The sequence below is a fragment of the Herbidospora solisilvae genome (assembly GCF_009901565.1).
Taxonomy (GTDB): Bacteria; Actinomycetota; Actinomycetes; order Streptosporangiales; family Streptosporangiaceae; genus Herbidospora; species Herbidospora solisilvae.
Map to the genome: position 1 here is coordinate 339777 of NZ_WXEW01000006.1, position 20767 is coordinate 360543.

Consider the following 20767-nt stretch of genomic DNA (forward strand, 5'->3'; position numbering starts at 1 on the left):
CCATCAGTAGGGCCGTTCGGGGTGGGCGCGGTTGTACGCGAAGACGATGTGCGGCTCCAGCCGGCCATCGTCCATTTCGTACTTATTCTTCCGGGCCCAGGTGCGGACCTCGTCCGTACCGGCTGTCAGAGCAGTGGGCTCGCGATCCTGAAGGGGGCGACGGCGGTCTCGGCGGGAACGGGTGATGGCGCTGTGCACCAACTCGACGGACTTGCGGGTCTCCTCGACGCCGAGGTCGGCGAGAATCAACTCCGTGAGCTCTGCGACGGTTCGCGTGCGGCCGTCGCTCTCGTAGAAGCGGACGAGTTCGATCAGGTCAGTCGGCTTTTCAGGCGCTTCGTCCGGAACCGGCGACGAACTCTCGGTGTGCACGACGGATGTTCCGACTTCGAGGGGCACCGGAGCCCAGGTCTCGTTCGGCGCGACGGCCGACACGGTCTCGCCGGGGCGGATCTCCAGTTTGTCGAGCGTGTGCCACAGATCGGCCAGCGCGGCTTCCCCAGCGGCGTAGAACTCGCTCTCCCGGATCCGCCAGAACCGCCACCCGGCCCGCTTGAGCTCTCGTTCCCGGTCTTCGTCGCGGCTGATCTGATCAGGGCTGCCGTGCCAGTGGTCGCCGTCGCACTCGACCGCCAAGCGGCCGCGGGCGCCACTGACGACCAGATCGATCCGGCGGCCGTTGACCTCCCACTGCGGCACCACGTGATAGCCGCGTTCGCGGATCTCCAGGTAGACCCGCTGCTCGAACAGCGAGTCGAAAGCGTCGTGCGGCTCGTCCCTGGTCACGCCGGTGAGCAGGTCCGGCCCGAACACCGGCAGCGGATTGCTCATGTACGTCAGCAGCGACCGCCGCAGGTCGTCGACCTTGAGCAGATCGGGGGCCACGGAGTGGAACAACCACATCTGGTCCTTGGCCCGCGAGGCGGCCACGTTGTAGATCCGCTGCATGCGGGTGTCGGTCGCGGCCGGCCGACGTTCGGCGACGACCATGGACAGGAAGATGACGTCACGTTCGTCACCCTGGAAGTCGGGAGCGCTGCCTACCCGGAGTTTTCGGTCGCTGAACTCCTGGAGTCCGATCTCCTCCATGAGCCGCTTCCTGATGAGGTCGACCTGCCCATGGCCCTGGAGGACGACCACCCCGAAGGTCCGACCCTGATATGCGGGGTCGGTCAGGCACTGTTTGATCGTGTCGACGATGGCCTCGGCCTCGCGGGGATTGCGGAGCCTGCTGTCGGTCCCTTCCGTGTATCCGCCCTCAACCCGGACGACTCTCAGCGGGTCGAGCCGGTCGGCACCGTACTGGCGCAACGGGACCAACGGCTCGTCGGCGTAGAACTGCCGGGAGCTGTAACCGATGATCTCGGGCATGCACCGGAAGTGTTCCTTGAGCCGGATCACCGACCCGAAGCGGGTGGACAGGATGTCGAAGAGGCTGGATCCCGGCGTGAGCGTGTTGCGCAGGTAGGGCTCCATGTCCGGCAGGTACATGTCTAGCTTCTGGAAGATCGGTTCGAGTTCCCCGTGACTGATCATCGAGGGCGCGCACTGCTTGTCGTCACCGACGACGATCACCCGAGGCGCGAGCCAGAGCAGGAACAGCGCGTCGATGCCCGCCTGGCTGGCCTCGTCGACGATCACGACGTCGAACGAGTCGCGCCTGGCCGGAATGGTCTCGACGACCTGCTGGAGCGGCATGATCCAGGCGGGCACGGCCCCAATCGAGGCGCGCATCGCCTCCCGGGCGCCGCGACGATAGCGCGCGGCGTATTTCCCGGTGCCCTTGCCGAGCCTGGTCACCTGCTCGCGGTAGGCCCGTAGGGCTTGGGCGTTGTGGCTGGTCATCCGGCTGAGACTCGCCTGCCACGCCTGGGCCGCGGCCAGCTCCGAGATGAGCCGGAGTTGCTTCCTCGTCTCGGCTTCGAGCTCTGCTTCGAGCTTCGCCTCCAAGCCCGGTGTGCGCAGCTCCTCAAAATAGGCGGCGGCCCGGCTCCATGCCCATGCGGCGTCCCATTTGCCGAGCCGGTCAGCCCAGACGGGGTCGGCCGGTGCGCCCTGCATGACTCTTATCAGCCCGGGGTGCGCGGCTCTGATCGGATCACGCAGCTTGTGGGTTCTGGCCAGCTCGTGTACCTCGGTACGAGCGACGTCCAGTCCCGTAAGGGCGGCGCCGTACGCTTCCGCGTCCCGGGCCGACAGCGCGGCGACCGCCCGGACCAGCTCGGGTGGCGCGCAGCCCTGGGCGATGATCGCCTGAAGCCGCGTGGTCAGCGTGGTCAGCGCGTCGGTGGCGCGTACGGCGTCCAGCCTGAGCCGGACGGCCGTCAGCGACGACGAGTAGCTCTCCCAGTCGGCCCGGCTTCTGAGCGGAATCTGCAGACCGGCGCCGCGAAGCGTGCGGGCGGTCGCCGTGATCAGCGTGGCCGCGCGGCGGGATGTGGCGAGTTGCTCGTGCGCGACCGAGTAGCGCGACGACTCCTGGGTGAGGGTGCGCCGCCCGGGGAAGGTGACCTCGGCCATTTCCCAGCCCCGCGACAGTTCGGCGAGGATGACCCGGCCGGTCAGTTCGGCGTACACGATCTTCAACAGGTCGAGGGTTTCTGGGGCCACTCCGCTGACGGCGGTACCGATGAGGACCTTCTCCGCGGCCTTCTGCTGGGCCGACCGCATCAGACGGCCCTTGAGCTTGCCACCGGCGGCCAGGTAGTCGATCAGGGCGCCCGCTGCGGCGTGCTGTGCGGTCAGGCTGCCCGGACCGGTCGGATCGAACTCGGGCAGCGACACGTCCGCGAGTCCCACGGCATCGGCCGCGGCGGCGAGCCGGGCGACCTTGTCCACGTGCTGGAGGAGCTGATCCCACACGGCGGCGTCACGACCGGCGAGTCCGTCCTGGAAGGCGCGGACGGCCCACTCCTCGTCGATCGCGTCGAGGTCGTAGAGGACGTCGGCGATCGCCACCCGTCCTGTCTCCAGTTCCGCGAAAAGCGCGTCTCCACAGGCCGCGAGCTTCTGGGACAGCTCATTCTCCGCCTGGCCAGCTATCTCGTGCGCGTCGGCCTCGGCTCTGATCAAGGTGCGCACGTGGTCAGCGTCCGGCAGACCAGCCGGATCTGGGACGGTCTGCCCGGCGCGGGAGTCACGACTGGACGAGGCCGAGGCCAGCAGGTCAAGCAGCTCGCCGGCTTCCGCCGCCGTCACCGGCGGCTTAGCCGGAGCACCTTTGGGCATCCAGCCAAAGTCGGCCGCCTCGGCCCGGACCTTTCTGACGATGGCGGCCAGGGTGCCCGCGTATCCAGGTGAGACCGCCCCGTGATCGACGGTCTCAGCTTCGCGCAACCGCCTGATTCTCTCTCTCAGCGAGGCGATCAGGGCGCGGTTGGCGCCGAGTTCGCCCCGGAGCCGATCGATCTGCGCGTCCAGCTGCCGCGGTTCATGGTTGTGGAAGCGAGAGGCCAGTTCGTTGACGCTGCCCTCGAGTTCCTGAGAGCCGCCGCGGGTCTGGTCGGTGATGGAGACTGCCAGCTTCCGGACATCCGCTGGAAGTTTGTCACGCAGCACGCGCAACGCCTGCGCCTTCTGACTGGTGACGAGTACCCGTTTGCCATCGGCCAGCAGCGAGGCGAGCAGATTGGCGATGGTGTGAGTCTTGCCGGTGCCGGGCGGGCCTTGGACCACCACGCCGTTGTCGTGGCGCAACCGTTCCATGATCTCGCGTTGCTGGGGGTTGGTGTGCAGCGGAAAGAGAGGCTCCGCGCCCAGACCATCGCCCACACCCTGCTCACGCATGAAACCAAGCCGTTCGGCGGGCTCCAGCGAACTCACGAGCTGAGCCAGGCCCAGCGGCGCGGCGGCGTCCTCGCCTTCGAGTGCGGTAAGCATCTGGTCGTAGTAAGCGATCAACGTGGCGCGGTCTCGTCTTCTCAGCACGAGCGCGGGGGCGTGCCGGACTTCTGCGGTGCCGCCTTCGTCAGTGTGGTCCCAGGTGTCGTAGTAGTCCGCGCCGTAGTCGAAGGCCCGGATGCTCCAATCGCGGAGTATTTCGGAAGCGGCCTGGCCTGGCCCGAACGCCCGTTCACCACTGTGGACCTCTTCTCTGACGATCTGAGTCCGTACGAGGTCGAAGCCTTCGAGATCGTCCAGGAGGTCGCGGTCCTGGAGGTGTCCACGGGCGCCGAGCACCACCTCGACGCGCTGTGTCCGGGGCTCGCGCGCCAACTCGACCGGGGTGACCAGCAGGTGGTTGCGGACCTTCTGGCCGCCGGGGGACTTCCAGGAGAGCAGGCCGACCGCCAGCACCACTTCCAGCTCGTCGTTCTGCTGGGAGAGCCGCTCGGCCCAATCCCACAAGGTGCGGTGCCAGCGGCGCCGCCTGCTCACCAGGCGTTCCTCCCTGGCCCAGGCCTGCCATTTGGGCAGCCATTCCTCATAGGCGGCGACGACGTCATCAGATGCGCCATCGCCCAGAACCGGGGCGTCCATGTCGGCGTCCTTCAGTTCGCTCCGGCGCACCCACCCCTCCAGGGAGTCAGGGACCACGGGGAGGGGTACCGCCGGCGGAGCCATGATGGCGAAGACCGTGGCCCCCGGCTCGGCGTCTTCAGTGACCGTCACCTCGTCAGGGAGCGTTCCAAGCCACTCGACGCCTTCATGCTTGTGGACGTCGCGGATGCGCTTGCGCCGGGCAGACTCGAGTTCACGCAGGAATTGAACAAGGCGAGTGGTTCTGGCGATCAGGTCGGGGTCGCGTGAACTGATGGCCACTGGGCGCTCCTGAATGCGACATCAATGCCCGGACAAGAAAGGACATTCTTGCAGCAACACCGGACACTTCAGCCACAATCGGGTCAGAGTAATGAAATTCAACTGCCGCGCGTTATGGAATAAATTCTCTTGTCATTCCGGGAGAAAGTGCGACCGCAATACCGGCGCGAGCACCTCTCCCGCCACCCCGTGCCACTCCCCCGGCAACGTCAAGCGCGTCGCCCGCGGCAGGTGCCCGGCCGCCAGCGCCGCCATATCGGCCAGCGGCCCCGCGCTTCCCGTGCTGTCGATCACGAGCGCCGGCACGTCCACCGCCCCCAGCAGTTCGGGTGAGGCCGTCTCCAGGAGCAGGCAGTCGTACAGGAGCGTGTGGCCCACCGACCACGCCTCGGCGGGCTGGCCCGCGATGAGCTCGTCGGGCACGCCGATGGCGCGGTTGAAGAACTCGACCGTCGCCCGCCGCCCCTGGGACGTCAGCACGTCGCGGACCGCCGTCGTGAAGGCCGGGTCGGGGTCGAACGACAGCGGCGGCTCGAAGAGGGCGATCTTGGGGACCGGCAGCCCGGCGGCGACGGCGTGCATCGCCAGCAGGCAGCCCGACGACATCCCGTAGAGGTAGGCCGATCCTCCGGCCGCGTCGATGAGCGCGGCCAGGTCGCCGACCTCCTTCTCCACCGTGTACGCCGGGGCGTCGCCGCTCGCGCCGCGACCTCGGCGGTCGTACACGAAGACGGAGAAGTGCTCCGACAGCAGGTCGACCGGGGCGGTGAGCGGGCGGAAGCCGCTGAAGTTGCCCGCCGCGTCGATGACGATGAGGGCGGGGCCGGCGCCGGTGCGCGTGACGGAGATCTCCACTCCGTCAGGGGCGGTGACCATGGGGGAATCCTTCCTCGAACATCGAGGCCAGCACGGCCAGGGCGGCGTCGACCCCGGCCCGGTCGCCCGACAGGATCAGGTCGAACAGCAGGCCGCGCGTGGCGGCCAGGCTCAGGCGGGCGTAGGCGGGGGCCCGGTCCTCCGGCACCCCGGCCGCCACGCACAGGTCCACCAGCGGGGGCAGCCAGCCGTCGATCAGGTCGGCGCGCAGGCCCTCGGTGTGGGGGCGGCCCTGCATGGCGTGGGCGGACAGTTCGAAGAACAGCGGGCCGTAGACGAGCGCCTGGTCGACCAGGCGGTCCCAGTAGACATCCCAGGCGACCCCGGCCAGGGCGTCGCGCTGGCGGGTCTCGACCTCGCGCACCACCTCGGAGAGCAGGCCCTCGCGGGAGCCGAAGTGGTAGATGAGCATGCGGTGGCTGGTGCCGAGGCCGGTCGCGATGGTGCGCAGGCTGGCGTCGCCGACGCCGTGGGCGGCGAAGTAGTCGACCGCCGCGGCCAGCAGTCTGTCACGGGCGTTCACTTCTGGCCTTCAGCCCCTGCCCTTCCTGGTCCAGGTAACGGCGGGTCAGCTTACCGGCCAGCAGGTTCACCAGCGGGGCGAGCGGGCCGGTCTGCTCGATCACCAGGCGGGCGCGGGTGCCGCCGGGTGCCGCCTCGACCTCGTGGACTCCGGCGGTACGCAGCCCCGGCCCCCCGCTGACCCAGGTGAACCGGCGGCCGTCGACGACCTCGGTCACCCGCCAGACCGCCACCGGCAGGCGGGGCTGCCGGATCCGGGCCCTGCTGCCCACGCGGAGCGGGCCCGGGTCGAGCAGGTCGAGCGTGTCGACGGTGGGGGTCCATTCGGGCCAGCGGGCGACGTCGCTGAAGACCTCCCACACGCGGGAGGGCGGCGCGTCGATGACGACAGTGGATTCGTAGCGCATGTACCAAATGGTACAGTCACGGCACGGTGAGCACCACGTTGGCCCGCGCGTGCTCGGTCTCCATGTAGCGGATGGCCTCGACGGTGTCGGCCAGTTCATAGGTGCGGTCGACGGCCGGGACCACGAGGCCGGCGTCGGCGAGTTCGCGCAGGGCGGCCAGGGCGGCCCGGCTCGGCGCCGCCTCCAGAACCACGATGCGGTCCTTGACGAACGGGGCGGCCAGCCGGGCCCGGATGATCAGCCCGAGCGGCCCGAAGAGGCTGCCGCCGCTGAAGACCCCGCCGCCCGAGACGACCAGCGTCCCGCCCGGTACGAGGGCCCTGCGCAGGTCGCGCAGCGACCGGTTGCCGACCAGGTCGAAGACCACGTCGTGCCGGTCGCCGGTCGCGGCGAAGTCCTCCTTCCGGTAGTCGACGACGCGGTCGGCGCCCAGGCTCGCGACCAGGCCGGCGTTCCGGGTGCTGCACACCGCGGTGACCCGCGCGCCGCGGGCCTTGGCGATCTGCACGGCGAACGTGCCGACCCCGCCCGAGGCCCCGTTGACCAGCACCGACTGCCCCTTCTCCACGCCCGCGAGGCCCTGCAGCGCGGTGGTGGCGGCGAGCGGCATCGCGGCGGCCTGCTCGAAGGTGAGGCTCGCCGGCTTGCGGTCGACGAGGCGCGCCGGGACCGCGACGTACTCGGCGAACGCGCCGCCGAACTCGCCGTAGACCTCCTCGCCCGGCTCGAAGCCCTCGCCCGACACGACGACCCCGGCGAAGTCGGTGCCCAGGACCGGCTGCTTGGGGGCACGCAGCCCGAAGCTGAGCCGGGCCAGGTAGGGGTCGCCGCGCAGCACGTGCCAGTCGCGGGCGTTGAGGGAGGCGGCCATGACCTTGACCAGCACCTCCCCCGGTCCGGGGGTGGGCATCGGGACGTCTCTGCACTCCAGGATGTCGGGCGGGCCGTAACGGTCCTGCACAATCGCCTTCACGGGGGTTCCCCTCTCGATAGGTGTACGGCGTACACCTCGACCATAGGTGTACGCTGTACACCCGTCAAGGAGGCGACGACACATTGGCTCGACTCAGCCGGGAACGTGTTCTGGAGGCCGCCGTGGCCCTGGCCGACGAGGCCGGGCTCGACGGGCTGAGCATGCGCCGGCTCGCCACCGAGCTCGGGGTGGTGCCGATGGCGCTCTACAAGCACGTCGCCAACAAGGACGAGCTGCTCGACGGCATCATCGACGCGGTCGTCTCGGAGATCGACCTCGCCCCGGTCGACGGCGACTGGAAACCGGCGATCAGGGGCCGCATCCTGGCCGCGCGTCAGACGCTGCTGCGGCACCCGTGGGCGGCGGGGGCCATCGAGGCGCGGCGCGCTCCGACGCCGGCGGTGCTGGCGTACATGGACTCGATCATCGGCCTGTTCCGGGCGGGCGGGTTCGGCGTCGACCTCGTCCACCACGTGATCCACGCCCTGGGCAGCCGGGTGCTGGGCTTCAGCCAGGAGTTGTTCGACGACAGCCCGACCGACCCCGACGCCCAGGAGAAGGCGGCGCACGCCATGGCCGGGACATATCCGTGGCTGGCGGAGATGGCGTTGCGGGTGGCCCACGACGAGAAGACGGTCGTCGGGTCGGGCTGCGACGACCAGTTCGAGTTCGAGTTCGCGCTCGACCTCCTGCTCGACGGGTTCGAACGCCTGCGACAGGCCGGATGAAGTACGGTTTGTGCCGTGACGTTGCTGGCCGGCCGTTACCGGCTGCTCTCCCGCATCGGCCAGGGCGGCATGGGCGCCGTCTGGCACGCCGTCGACGAGCTCCTGCGCCAGGAGGTCGCCGTCAAGGAGGTCCTGCTCCCCCGCGACCTCGGCGAACCGCAACTGGCCGAGATGCGCGAACGCACCCTCCGCGAGGCGCGGGCCGCAGCCCGGCTGCGGTCACATCCCTCGATCGTGACCGTCCACGACGTCGTGCTGGAGGACGGACGGCCGTGGATCATCATGGAGCTGGTCCGTGGACGGTCGTTGCAGGCGCTCCTCCGGAAGGAGGGGCGGCAGACCCCGGAGCGGGTCGCGGCCATCGGGGTGACCGTGCTCGACGCGCTCGCCGCCGCCCACTCGATGGGCATCCTGCACCGCGACGTGAAACCCGGGAACGTCATGGTCACCGACGACGGGCGGGTGCTGCTGACCGACTTCGGCATCGCCAGCGTCGCCGGTGACGTCAACCTGACCCAGACGGGGCTGGTGTCGGGGTCACCGGGATACATCGCGCCCGAACGGCTGCGCGGCGAGCCCGACGGTCCGCCGTCGGACCTGTGGTCGCTCGCGGCGACGCTCTACACGGCGGTCGAGGGGAACGCGCCGTTCCATCGCGACAACCCGAACGCGGTGATGGCGGCCGTGCTCATGCATGAACCACACCCGATGCGGCGGTCGGGGCCGCTGGGCCAGGTGCTCATGGCGATGCTGGACAAGGACCCGGTCCGCCGGATGCCGGCGGGGCACGCCGCCGCGCTGCTGCGGGACATCGCCGCGGGAGCCGGGGGCACCGCGCCGAAGACGGTGCCGTCGATGCGGCACACGCCGAAGAAGGGCATGGCTCCGGCGTTCGCGGCCGCCGGGCTGGCCGTGCTGGTGGTGGGGGTCGGCGGCGGTGTGCTCTACCTGAACTCCCCCGGCGACGCCGCCGGAACGCCGACCACGCTCACCACGCTGACGACCCCCACGCAGGCCGCGGCCACCCAGTCGGCCGCCAAGCAGCAGAAGGCCGTGCTGACCAGCAACCCCGAGGCGTGTGCCCTGATCACGCCGGCGCAGATCCGCAAACTGCTCGGGACGGCGGCCAAGCAGGAGTTCATGACGAACGACGCCTGCCAGTGGATCACCCCCGGCGGGGAGTACCTCCAGATCCAGAAGGTCCAGCTCGACTCCGAGACCACGGCGCGGCTCACCTTCGACACCAGCCGGGCCACCGAGGAGGACGAGCCCAAGCGCGACCCGGCGACCAGACTCCGGGCCGGCGGGCGGATCGGCGACGCGACCATCGGCTGGACCCGCGACGCCGGGCCGTACAACCAGACCAGGCTGGTGGTCCGCACCGCCAACGTGCAGATGTGGCTCTACTACTCGGGCCCGAAGACGGGATACGGGACCATCGACGCGTTCGCGAAGATCCTCATGGCCTCCCTGCACAAGGCGGGGTGAGATATATCCCGTTGTTCCGGTAGGAATTGTGTAGATATGCTCTGCGTGCACCATCTACGCAGTTCAGAACCGGGACACCATGAAATCAACCCCCGCCATCGCGACCGCAGCCCTTCTCCTTCTCGGCCTCGCGGCGTGCGGCGGAACCGACGCCGCCGAGACCGCCGAGGCCCCGCCGGCCAAGTCGATCATCCTGATCACCCCCAACCCGGTCGGCACCAACAGCTTCCTCCAGCTGGGCGTCAAGGGCGCCGAGGCCGCCGCCAAGGAGCTCGGCGCCTCCTTCAAGCTGTACGAGAGCAAGGACCCCACCTCCATCGCGCAGAACGTCGACGCGGCCGTCCGGGCCAAGCCGACCGTGATCGTGGGCATCAGCTTCTCCTTCGACGACGTGTTCACCACCGTCCCCAAGGCCAACCCCGGCCAGCAGTTCCTCCAGGTCGACTCGTGCGCCAAGGAGCAGGCGCCCAACCTGGCGTGCGTGTCGTTCAAGGAGCACGAGGCGGCCTACCTGGCCGGCGTCGAGGCGGGCCTGCTCTCCAAGAGCGGCCAGATCGGCGTGGTCGCCGCGCTCGACACCCCGTTCATTCACCGCTGGATCGAGCCGTTCTTCGCGGGCGCGACCTCGGTCAAGCCCGCCGCCCAGGGCACCCCGCTCTACGTCGGCGGCAGCAACCCCTTCAGCGACCCGGCCAGGGCCAAGTCACAGGCCCAGACCCTCACCGGACGCGGCGTCGACCTCATCGCGGCGGCGGCCTCCGGCGGCAACCCGGGCGTGTTCGAGGCGGTCGCGGCCTCCGGCGGCAAGGCGTTCGGCGTCGACGTCAACCAGTGCGCGCTGAGCCCCGGCAACGTCGTCGACAACGTCCTCAAGCACGTGGACGTCGCCGAGCACGCCGCCATCAAGGAGATCTTCGACGGCAGGACCGGCGGCGTGAAGGTCTACGGCCTGGCCGAGGGCGGCGTGGGCGTCAACGCCCTCGGCGACGACCTGGCCTCCTCCGGCTGCACGGTCGCGGCCAGCCCCGACGTGGTGGCGAAGGTCAAGCAGACCCGCGACGACATCTTCGCCGGGAAGATCACCGTCGCGGACCCGCTCCAGAGCTGATGTACGCCGCCGAACTCGTCGGAGTGACGAAGCGGTTCGGCCCCGTTCTCGCCAACGACGGCATCGACCTGGCGGTCGCCAGGGGCGAGGTGCACGCCGTGGTCGGGGAGAACGGGGCCGGCAAGTCGACTCTGATGTCGATCCTGTACGGCCTGCACCGCCCCGACGCCGGGGAGGTCCGCCGCGACGGCCACCGGGTCGTCCTGCGCTCCCCCACCGACGCCATCCGCCACGGCCTCGGCATGGTCCACCAGCGGTTCCGCCTGTTCCCCGGCCTGACCGTGGCCGAGAACATCGTGATCGGCGCCGAACCGGTCAGGAAGGGCCGCCTCGACCGCGCCGCCGCGAACGAGGCGGTGGCCGCCCTCTCCGAGCGCTACGGCCTGCGCGCCGACCCGTCGGCCCTGGTCGGCGGCCTGCCGGTGGGGGTGCGCCAGCGGGTGGAGATCCTGCGTGCCCTCTACCGCCACGCCGAGGTGCTCATCCTCGACGAGCCGACCGCCGTGCTGACCCCCGGCGAGACCGAGCGCCTCTTCGAGGTGCTCCGCACGGTCGCCGCCACCGGCGTCTCGATCCTGCTCGTCACCCACAAGCTGTCGGAGGTCCTGGCCGTCGGCGACCGGGTGACCGTGCTCCGCCAGGGCCGGGTGACCGGCCGGTTCACCACGTCGGAGACCGACGCCGACGAGCTGGTCAACGCGATGATCGGCCGCTCGCTCACCCCGCCCGTCCGGCGCCGCGCCCACGCTCCGGCGGGCGATCCGCTCCTGGAGGTGCGCGACCTGACGGTCCGCGACGCCGACGGCGTGGCCCGCCTGTCGGAGGTCTCCTTCACGGTGCGCCCCGGCGAGATCGTCGGCCTCGCGGGCGTGGCGGGCAGCGGCCAGCGCGAACTCATCGACTCGGTGACCGGCCTGCGCGGGGCCGTACCGGAAGTGCTCCTGACCGGCACCCCGGTCAAGGCGGGCCGGGACCCGCGTGTGGCCTACGTGCCGGAGGACCGCCACGGCCGGGCCACCGCACCTGCCATGTCGGTGGCCGAGAACGTCCTGATGGGCGCGCAGCGCGACCTGGCCTCCCGGTGGGCCCTGCCCCGCGCGAAGGTCCGGGCCCGCGCCCGCGACCTGGTCGACCGCTTCTCCATCAGCGCCGCGTCGGTCGACGTCCCGATCGGCGCGTTGTCGGGCGGCAACGCCCAGAAGGCCGTGCTGGCCCGCGAGCTCACCCGCCCGTCGACCGTAGTAGTGGCCGAAGAGCCGACCCAGGGGGTGGACGTGGGCGTGCGCGAACGCGTGCACGACCTGCTGCGCGCCGCCCGCGACGAGGGCGCCGCCGTCCTCCTCCAGTCGAGCGAGCTCTCGGAGCTCCGCGACCTCGCCGACCGCATCCTGGTCCTGTACGAGGGCCGCGTCGTCGCCGAGTTCCCCGGCGACGCCACCGAGAAGGAACTCGGCCGCGCCATGACCGGAGCGACCGGATGACGCCCCACGCGAGGTCCGCACCTCGGAGCGGAGGGTTCGCGTGAGCGCGCCCGCCGTCGCCCACCGCGTGGTGGCCTCCGCGCCCGTCGTGGCGGTGGCCGGGGCGCTTCTGCTGACCACCCTCGTCATGCTGGTGGTCGGCGTCGATCCCGCACTGGCCTATCCGGCGCTGGTCAGAGGGGCCGTTCTCGACGGGAACCTCGAATACACCGTCGCCGCGTTCGTGCCCACGCTCGGCATGGCGCTCGCGTTCGCCCTCCCGCTCCGGGCGGGCGAGTTCAACCTCGGCGGCGACGGTCAGCTCGCCGCAGGCGGGGTCACCGCCGCGGCGGTCGCCCTGCTGGTGCCGCTGCCACCGGGAGCGGCCGTGGTGTTGCCCTTGATCGCAGGCGCGGTCGCGGGTGGGCTGGTGGCCGTGGTCGCCGCGCCGCTCAGCACGCGCCTCGGCATCCCCGCCATCGTCAGCACCCTGCTCATCAGCGCCCCGGCCGTCTCGCTGGCCTCCTACCTGGTGCGGTTCCCGCTGGCCGAACCGAACACCGGCATCGCGCAGACCCCGCCCCTGCCGGACGCGGCCCACCTGCCCGCCCTCGGCGGCAGCGGCTACCTGACGATCGGCCTGCCGCTGATCGCCGCGCTCACCGCCCTGTGGTTGTACGCCGACGGCCGGACCGTCCTCGGCTACGAGATCCGGGCCACCGGCCAGAACCGGGAGTTCGCCCGCTACGGCGGCGTCAGGGTCGGCCGGGTGGCCGCGCTCGCACTGGCGGGCGGGGGCGCGTTCGCGGGGCTCTCGGGCGCGCTGATCGTGCTGGGGCCGCCGCACCGGTTCGTCGACGGCGCGCTGACCGCGCCCGGCTACACCTTCACCGCCGTCGCGGCGGTGCTGCTGGCGAGCGCGCGCCCGGTCGTGGTGCCGCTCACCGTGGCGCTGCTGACGTTCCTCCAGGTCGGCGGCCAGGGCATGGAACGGGAGGCCGGGGTGCCGAGCCAGCTCACCCAGATCGTGCAGGGGCTGATCATCGTGATCGTGGCGGTGCTCGCGACCCTGCGGGCGAGGAGGCCGCGGTGAACGTCTTCGAGTGGTCGTTCCTGGCCGGAGTGCTCACCGCCACCGCGCCGGTGCTGCTGGCCGCGCTCGGCGGGCTGCTCTGCCAGGTCGCGGGCGTGTTCAACATCGCGCTCGAAGGCCAGTTGTTGTGGGGCGCGTTCGTCGCCGTCGTGGTCAGCGACCTGACCGGCAGCGCGTGGACGGGCGTCGCGGGCGCGGTCGCCGCGACCGTGGTGTTCTCGGCGCTGCTGTCGGGGCCTGCGGTGGCGTTGCGGGCCGACCCGATCGTGGTCGCCGTCGGGCTCAACCTGCTCGCCCTCGGGCTGACCGCGTTCCTGATGCGGCAGATCTTCGGCAGCGGCGGCACCTACAGCTCCCCCGAGCTGGCCGGCCTGCCCGACCTGGGCGAACTGGGCCTCGACGTCCCGGTGCTGAGAGAGCAGTCGCCGCTCGTGCCGGTCGCGCTGCTGCTGGTCGCCGTGCTGGCCTTCTGGCTGACCCGGACCAGGTCGGGCCTGCGGCTGCGGGCCGTCGGCCAGCACCTCGACGCCGCCCAGGCCGTCGGCCTGCGCGTCTCGGGTTACCAGCACGGCGTGACGCTGGTCGCGGGCGCGTTGTGCGGGCTCGCGGGGGCGCAGCTCTCGCTCGGCAACGTGACGCTGTTCAGCGAGGGCATGAGCGCCGGTCGCGGCTGGATCGCCGTGGTGGCGGTCATGCTCAGCGGCGTCTACCCCGGGCGGCTGCTGCTGGCCTGCCTGCTGTTCGGCGTCGCCGAGGCGTTCGGGTTCCGGCTCCAGGGCGCGGGCCTGCCGCAGCAGGCGGCCGACGCCGCCCCCTATGTGATCACGCTGGCCGCGCTGGTGCTCGCCGCCGTGGCGCGGCGGCGGAGGAGGTCGTATGAACACGCCTGAACTGGCGAACTCGGTCCGGCTGAGCGGCGACGCGGTGGAGATCCTCGACCGGCGCGTCTACCCGTTCGAGCGGAGGTGGGTGCGCTGCACGACCAGCGACGAGGTCGCCCAGGCGATCAGGGACATGGTCACGCAGAGCTCCGGGCCGCTGTTCGCGACCACGGCCGCGATGGTGCTGGCCGCCCGTGCCGTCCGGCACCGGCCCCGCGACCTGGCCCTGAAGGAACTCCGGGCGGCCGGTGACCGGCTCGTCGCCACCCGCCCCACCAACAACCACATCCGCGACGCCGTCGCCGCGATCCTCGCCGACGTGCACGAGGGAGACCTGGCCGGGCAGGTCGAGGCGGCGGCCGCCGCCCACGACCAGGCCTACCGCGACCGGTCGGCCGCCCTGGGCCGGCACGCCGCCGGCCTGCTGCCCGACGGCTCGACGGTGCTCACCCACTGCTGGGCCGACTACTACCTGATCGCGACCGTCCAGGCCGCCCAGGAGCAGGGCAAGTACCTGGAGTTCGTCTGCACCGAGACGCGCCCCTACCTCCAGGGCGCGCGGCTGACCGCGGCGACCCTGGTCGAGATGGGCTACGAGCCCACGTTGATCACCGACGGCATGGTGGCCGCCGCCCTGGCCAACGGCGTCGCCGACGTCGCCCTGGTCGCGGCCGACCGCGTCACCCTCGACGGCCACGTGATCAACAAGGTCGGCACGCTGGGCGTCGCCCTGGCCGCGAACCGGTTCGGCCGGCCCTTCCACGCGCTGGTCCAGCGCCCCGACCCGCAGGCCCCCACCCCGGCCGACGTGGTGATCGAGCACCGCGACCCCGACGAGGTGCTGCACGTCCTCGGCGTGCGGACCGCCGCCCACGGCGTCACCGGCCACTACCCGGCCTTCGACACGACACCACCTGACCTGGTCACCCGGATCGTCACCGAGAAGGGCGCCTTCCGCCCGGAGAATGTGAGACAAGCACTATGACCAGGCGCATCGTCGTCGACACCGACACGGGCATCGACGACGCCCACACCCTGCTCTACCTGGCGGGCCGACCCGACGCCGAGATCGTGGCGGTCACCTCGGTGTTCGGCAACTGCGTCGAGCCCGACGCCGCCCGCAACATCGCCTACGTCAACCGCCTGCTCGGCCTCGACGTGCCGATCGCCCGGGGCGCGGCCGAGCCGCTCACCGGCACCGCCCACATCGCCGGATACGTGCACGGCAAGGACGGCCTCGGCGACGTCGGCTACGACCGCCCGCTGCCCGAGACCAGCGGGGAGAGCGCCGCCGAACTGCTGGTCCGCCTGGGCCGCGAGCAGCCGGGCGAGCTCGACCTGCTGGCCCTCGGGCCGCTGACCAACCTCGGCCAGGCGCTGCGCCTCGACCCGGAGCTGTTCACCCGCTACCGCTCGGTCGTGCTGATGGGCGGGTCGGGCCCGTACGCGCCGCCCGGCACCCTGCTGATGGTGGACGCGAACATCAACAACGACCCGGAGGCGGCCCGCGCGGTCTTCTCCGCCCCGCGCAACGAACTGGTCATGGTCGGCGTGAACGTCACCGCCACCACGATCCTCGACGAGGTCGCCATCAACGCCCTGCGGGCCGCCGGCACCCCGGTCGCCCGGTTCGCGACCGAGATCCTCGACGCCTACCTGGACTTCTACCAGAACGAGTGGGGCCGGCGGATCATCCCGCTGCACGACCCCCTGGCCGCCGGGATCCTGCTCGACCCCACGTTCGCGACCGCGTCGGCCGACGGGCCGGTTAACGTACGGACCGACGGTTTCCTGGCCAGGGCCAGGCTGATGCGGACCCACGACGGCCTGCCGCCGGCCTTCCCCTACCAGCCCGCCCCGCCCACCAGGGTGGTCACCGAGGTGGACGCGGCCCGCTTCGTCGCCGACTTCGTGGAGGTTCTGACCCGATGAGCTGGATCGTGCTGGACATCGAAGGCACCACGAGCTCGACCGAGTCGGTGCACGTGGGCCTCTACTCCTACGCCCGCTCGCGCCTCGGCCCGTGGATCGACGCCCACCGCGACGACCCCGAGGTCGCCCAGGCGGTGCGGGAGACCGGCGGCGCGACCACCGAGGAGACCGTCGCCGTCCTGCACGGCTGGATGGACGGCGACGTCAAGGCGACCCCGCTGAAGACCCTCCAGGGCCAGATCTGGGCGGCCGGGTTCGCGAGTGGCGACCTGACCTCCCACTTCTTCCCCGACGTCGCGCCCGCGCTGCGCCGGTGGCACGCCCGGGGCAGGCGCCTGGCCGTCTTCTCCTCGGGCGCGGTCTCCAGCCAGCGGCCGTGGTTCCGGCACAGCCCCGACGGCGACCTGTCGGTGCTGATCGAGCACCACTTCGACACGGTCAACGCGGGCCCCAAACGTGAGAGCGCCTCCTACGAGCGCATCGCCGCCACGCTGGAGACCGACGACCTGCTGTTCCTGTCGGACGTACCGGCGGAACTCGACGCCGCGGCGGCGGCCGGATGGCAGGCGATCGGGTTGCGGCGGCCCGGCGAGCCGAGCGAGCGCGCCGACTTCGGCGCCCATCGCGTGGTCACGAGTTTCGAGGAGATCGCATGAACAGGGAGGACGTGCTGGCCGCCGGGGGGCGGCTGGCCGTGGAGGCCGCCCGGTACACCGGGATCGGCTGGATGCGCGGCACCTCCGGCAACCTGTCGGAGGTGGTCTCCCGCGATCCGCTGCGGCTCGCGGTGACCGCGAGCGGCCTCGACAAGGGGGAACTCACCCCGTCTGACATCGCCGTGGTCGGCGAGCGCGGCGAACCGGTCGCGGTGGCGGGCGTCGAGCCGCTGACCCCGTCGGCCGAGGCGGGGCTGCACGCGCGGGTCGCGGCGGTGACCGGCGCCGACGCGATCGTGCACGTCCACGCGCTGAACGCCGTGGTGGCCGCCCATCACTGGCCGCAGGGCGTGGTCCTGAAGGACGTCGAGACCCTCAAGGGCATCGGCCGCCTGGCCCACGACGACGAGGTCGTCATCCCCGTCATCGAGAACAGCCAGGACATGGCCGAGCTCGGCGACCGGTTCGAGGCCGGGTACGACGCGGCGACCCCCGCCGTCATCGTCGCCGACCACGGCCTCTACACGTGGGCGCCCACCCTCCACCGGGCCCGGCACGTCACCGAGTGTGTGGAGTGGCTGCTGGCCTACCGGATCGCCATCCGCTAGCTGAGCAGGTCGCCGACCCGGTCGAACAACTCCCGGCCGGGTTCGGCGGTCAGCAGGTGCCGCGCCGCCCGCAGCGACCGCCTGATCGCCACGGCCCGCTCCACCTCGGGCAGCGTCTCGATGTCGCTGACCCGGGCGAACCCGATGACGCGCCGGGCCGCCTTGGCCGCCCCGAACACCGCGGCGTCCCTGCGCACGGTGGCCAGGTAGCCCTCCAGCACGCCGTCGCCGTAGATCCGCGGGTCGACCCGGTCGGGCCACAGGGCCCGGAACTCGGTCTCGAAGGCCGCCCAGGTCTCCTCGGCCAGCCCGAGCACCCAGCGGGCGTGCGCGTCGTCTCCCTGGACGAAGCCACGCGCCGCCGCGAGCACGTAGTTGCCCCACAGGGCGCCGAGGTCGAAGCCGACCGGCCCGTAGAAGGCGAACTCGACGTCGAACGCCCGGGTCGACCCGGGTTTCACCAGCACCGAGCCGGTGTGCAGGTCGCCGTGGATCAGCGCCTCGGCGCGGGTCATGAACGCGAGCTTGGCCAGCCCGATCGCGGTCCGCACTTCGGGGTCGCCCACGTAGGCGGCCACGTCGGCCTTGGTGGCGGGCAGGATCTTGTTGTGCTCGTGCTCGATGTACGGCTCGGTGAAGACCAGGTCCTCGGTGATCTCGCACAACTCGGGGTTGACCGCGGCGGCCAGGGCGGCCTTGTGCCGATAGTTGCCCAGGCCGAAGACCGAGGTGCCGAAGGCGACCTTGGCGACGTACCGGCCGAGATCGGCGGCGACCCCGTCGGTGCGCACGCCCTCGTTGAGCAGCCCGCGCCAGACCCGGTGGTCCGAGAGGTCCTCCAGGGCGAGGACGTGCCGGTCGTGGTCGACGTCGAGCAGGGCGGGCACGAGACCGGGGGCTACCCGGCCGTGTTCGGCCAGGACGGCGGCCTCGATGCGGTTGCGGTCGGGGGTGATCGGCCAGGCCGGGTCGACCCGGACGTAGGGCATGGACTGCTTGAGCACCACGCCGGGGCCGCCCTCGACCTCCACGGCGAACACGGTGTTCATGTTGCCGTCGCCGATCTCCCGTACCGAGACCGGGTTCGCGAACGCCGCCAGCGCGGGGCGGCTCGCGAGGTAGCCGGGCACGTTGTCGACGGTCAGCAGCTCATAGGCGCTCAACGGAACTCCTGAGGGTGTAGCTCACGACGAGGGCCCCCGCCAGCAGGGCGCCCTGGACGAAGGTCTGGGTGTAGTAGGGGGCGTTCAGCATGGTCATGCCGTTGATCACCACGCCGATGAAGACGGCGCCGACGACGGTGCCGACCGTGTTGGGCCGGTTGGCGCCCAGCACGGCGTAGCCGATCAGCGCCGCCGCCACCGACTGGAGCAGGTAGGGGTCGCCCGCGCCCACGTCGCCCCGGCCCAGACGGGCCGACAACATGATCCCGGCGATGGCCGCGCAGACCCCCGACACGGCGTAGGCGAGCGCCCGGTAGCGGGCCACCCGGATGCCGGCCAGGCGCGCGGCCTCGGCGTTGCCGCCGATGGCGTAGAGGGCGACGCCCCAGCGGGTGCGTTCGAGGAACAGGTAGACGACCACCGCGACCAGCGCGAACACGATGACCGGGACCGGCACCGAGCCGAGCTTGCCGGCCCCGATCCAGGCGAAGCCCTCGGTGTAGCGGCCGGGCGCGGGCGCGCCGTCGACGGTCATGCCGGGGGCCACAGACCTGCCGGAGGTGATGATCAGGGCGAGGCCCTGGAACAGGAACATCGTGCCCAGCGTGGCCACCAGGTCGGGGATGCGCGCGACCACGGTGAGCAGCGCGTTCACCCCCGCGACCAGCAGCCCGGTGAGCAGCCCGGCGACGATCGCGGTGCCGCCGGTGAGGTTGAACCGGACCATGGTCAGCGCGGTCACCATGACGACCGCGCCGACCGCCGCGCCGGCCGACAGGTCGAAGCCGCCCGTGGTCATCGACACGGTCACCCCGAGCGCCACCACCCCGACGATCGCCACCGACTGCAGGATGATCAGCATGTTGGCGTACGAGGCGAAGGCGGGCCGGAGCACCGCGAAGACGACCAGCAGGGCGGCCAGGATGACGAGCAGGCCGTACCGGTAGAGCAGACGGGTCACTGAGCGGCCCAGGGCACCCGGGCGACGTCGGGCGTGGTCAGTTCGGGCACCGCGCCGGTGAGCTGCTCGATGTTGGCGATGCCGCCGTCGCGGAGCTGCTTCTGGGTGACCAGGGCGGGCGGGATCTTCAGCTCGGGGCCGACCGGCTCCCCGGCGACCAGCAGCGCGGCGGCCCGCACCGCGATGCGGCCGACGTTCGACGGGTCGGTCGTGGCGGTCGCCACCCACGGGCTGTTCGGCTCGGTCATGACGCCGATGTCGGCGGTGGAGATGTCCGCGCCGTAGATCTTGATCTGGTCCTGGAGGCCGAGCTCCTTGACCGCGATGGCGGCGCCCTTGGCGAACTCGTCGTACGGCGCGAAGATCGCCTTCACGCCCGGGTTGGCCTGGAGGGCGGCCTTGGCCTGGTCGGCGACGGCCGAGGCGGTCGAGTTGTTGACCACGCCGATCTGGGCGACCTCCTTGATGCCCGGGTTGTCCTTCTTGAACTGCGTCCACACCTCGTTGCGCCGGTCGAGGGGGGCGAAGCCGGAGACGTACACGTAGAGGACGTCGCCGGTCCCCCCGGTGTCGGCCTTCAGCGCGCCCAGCGCCAGCTCGGCGATCTGGTGGTCGTCCTGGGTCAGCGCGACGGCCTCGGGCGTGCCCGGGTCGACGTCGAAGGCGACCAGCGGGACGCCGGCGTCGGCGGCCTTCTTGATGGCGGGCTGGACGGTGTCGGCGAACCCGTGGTCGACGATGATCGCGTCGGCCTTCTGCTGGACGGCCTGCTCCAGGTTGAGCGCCTGCTTGTCGTTGTTGCCGTCGCCGCTGGAGACCTCCAGCGTGATCTTGAGGGCCTGCGCCTCGGCCTGCGCCCCCGCGAGCCACTGCTCGAAGTAGTCACCGGACGAGAGCTGGCGGATGAGAGCGACCCGGACTCCCCCGGCGGCGAACTTCGCCGGGACGGAGACGGCGGGCGAAGCGACCGGCGCCGCCGGAGCGGACGAGGGCGCGGAGGTGGTCGTGGTGGAGGTGCCCTGGGAGCATCCCGCGAGCGCCAGAACGCCCAGGAGGAGGGATGCGCCGAGAAGTCGTGCGTGAATCACACTCGGATGCTAGGCAGGCCTGGGAGTATTGTCCACTTTTCAAGTAGGATTACGCAGATAGC

General features: G+C 71.3%; 18 protein-coding genes. 10 read left to right on the forward strand and 8 right to left on the reverse strand.

Annotated features, from left to right (window positions below; all coding sequences use genetic code 11):
• Positions 1-3 precede the first annotated feature (3 nt).
• The 5 genes from GT755_RS21590 to GT755_RS41240 form a co-directional block, all read right to left on the reverse strand.
• Positions 4-4761, reverse strand: coding sequence for an AAA domain-containing protein (locus GT755_RS21590; protein WP_161481473.1), 4758 nt, complete (start codon positions 4759-4761; stop codon positions 4-6).
• A gap of 132 nt (positions 4762-4893) precedes the next feature.
• Positions 4894-5637, reverse strand: coding sequence for an alpha/beta fold hydrolase (locus GT755_RS21595; RefSeq protein WP_161481474.1), 744 nt, complete (start codon positions 5635-5637; stop codon positions 4894-4896).
• Complete coding sequence (locus GT755_RS21600; RefSeq protein ID WP_161481475.1) at positions 5621-6160, reverse strand: TetR/AcrR family transcriptional regulator; 540 nt, start codon at positions 6158-6160, stop codon at positions 5621-5623. Before GT755_RS21600 ends, GT755_RS21595 begins: the two co-directional genes overlap by 17 nt.
• A complete protein-coding gene (locus GT755_RS21605) occupies positions 6147-6566 on the reverse strand; it encodes an SRPBCC family protein (protein ID WP_161481476.1) in 420 nt (139 codons plus the stop codon). The genes GT755_RS21600 and GT755_RS21605 overlap by 14 nt, the downstream gene beginning before the upstream one ends.
• A gap of 16 nt (positions 6567-6582) precedes the next feature.
• On the reverse strand, positions 6583-7539 hold the full coding sequence (locus tag GT755_RS41240) for an NAD(P)-dependent alcohol dehydrogenase (protein ID WP_161481477.1): 957 nt from the start codon (positions 7537-7539) through the stop codon (positions 6583-6585).
• An 83-nt stretch (positions 7540-7622) separates the two neighbouring features.
• On the opposite strand from GT755_RS41240, the gene GT755_RS21615 reads away from it, so the two are divergent.
• From GT755_RS21615 to mtnB, 10 genes are all read left to right on the forward strand, one after another.
• The gene (locus GT755_RS21615) at positions 7623-8267 is read left to right on the forward strand and encodes a TetR/AcrR family transcriptional regulator C-terminal domain-containing protein (protein ID WP_202610330.1); all 645 of its coding nucleotides are present in this window, start codon (positions 7623-7625) and stop codon (positions 8265-8267) included.
• A gap of 15 nt (positions 8268-8282) precedes the next feature.
• Positions 8283-9755 carry a serine/threonine-protein kinase gene (locus GT755_RS21620; protein ID WP_161481478.1) on the forward strand — a complete coding sequence of 491 codons (1473 nt, stop codon included), beginning with the start codon at positions 8283-8285 and terminating at the stop codon, positions 9753-9755.
• Between the two features lie 79 nt (positions 9756-9834).
• The gene (locus GT755_RS21625) at positions 9835-10863 is read left to right on the forward strand and encodes a BMP family ABC transporter substrate-binding protein (protein ID WP_161481479.1); all 1029 of its coding nucleotides are present in this window, start codon (positions 9835-9837) and stop codon (positions 10861-10863) included.
• Between the two features lie 23 nt (positions 10864-10886).
• Positions 10887-12344, forward strand: a complete 1458-nt coding sequence (locus GT755_RS21630) for an ABC transporter ATP-binding protein (protein ID WP_202610331.1) — start codon at positions 10887-10889, stop codon at positions 12342-12344.
• 40 nt (positions 12345-12384) lie between these two features.
• A complete protein-coding gene (locus GT755_RS21635; RefSeq protein WP_161481481.1) occupies positions 12385-13416 on the forward strand; it encodes an ABC transporter permease in 1032 nt (343 codons plus the stop codon).
• Entirely contained in the window at positions 13413-14306 is an 894-nt protein-coding gene (locus tag GT755_RS21640; RefSeq protein ID WP_202610332.1) for an ABC transporter permease, read from the forward strand. Before GT755_RS21635 ends, GT755_RS21640 begins: the two co-directional genes overlap by 4 nt.
• A complete protein-coding gene (locus tag GT755_RS21645) occupies positions 14293-15282 on the forward strand; it encodes an S-methyl-5-thioribose-1-phosphate isomerase (RefSeq protein ID WP_161481482.1) in 990 nt (329 codons plus the stop codon). Before GT755_RS21640 ends, GT755_RS21645 begins: the two co-directional genes overlap by 14 nt.
• Positions 15279-16229, forward strand: a complete 951-nt coding sequence (locus GT755_RS21650) for a nucleoside hydrolase (protein ID WP_161481483.1) — start codon at positions 15279-15281, stop codon at positions 16227-16229. Before GT755_RS21645 ends, GT755_RS21650 begins: the two co-directional genes overlap by 4 nt.
• Positions 16226-16885: an acireductone synthase gene (mtnC, locus tag GT755_RS21655; RefSeq protein ID WP_161481484.1), complete on the forward strand. Its 660-nt coding sequence runs from the start codon at positions 16226-16228 to the stop codon at positions 16883-16885. The genes GT755_RS21650 and mtnC overlap by 4 nt, the downstream gene beginning before the upstream one ends.
• Positions 16882-17493, forward strand: coding sequence for a methylthioribulose 1-phosphate dehydratase (gene mtnB / locus GT755_RS21660; protein WP_161481485.1), 612 nt, complete (start codon positions 16882-16884; stop codon positions 17491-17493). The genes mtnC and mtnB overlap by 4 nt, the downstream gene beginning before the upstream one ends.
• Here mtnB and mtnK read toward each other — a convergent pair.
• From mtnK to GT755_RS21675, 3 genes are read right to left on the reverse strand one after another with little or no spacing between them, the layout of a single operon-like run.
• The gene (gene mtnK, locus GT755_RS21665) at positions 17490-18656 is read right to left on the reverse strand and encodes an S-methyl-5-thioribose kinase (RefSeq protein WP_161481486.1); all 1167 of its coding nucleotides are present in this window, start codon (positions 18654-18656) and stop codon (positions 17490-17492) included. The genes mtnB and mtnK overlap by 4 nt on opposite strands.
• Positions 18643-19617, reverse strand: coding sequence for an ABC transporter permease (locus GT755_RS21670; RefSeq protein ID WP_202610333.1), 975 nt, complete (start codon positions 19615-19617; stop codon positions 18643-18645). Before GT755_RS21670 ends, mtnK begins: the two co-directional genes overlap by 14 nt.
• Positions 19614-20705, reverse strand: coding sequence for a substrate-binding domain-containing protein (locus GT755_RS21675; protein ID WP_161481487.1), 1092 nt, complete (start codon positions 20703-20705; stop codon positions 19614-19616). Before GT755_RS21675 ends, GT755_RS21670 begins: the two co-directional genes overlap by 4 nt.
• Between the last annotated feature and the right edge of the window lie 62 nt (positions 20706-20767).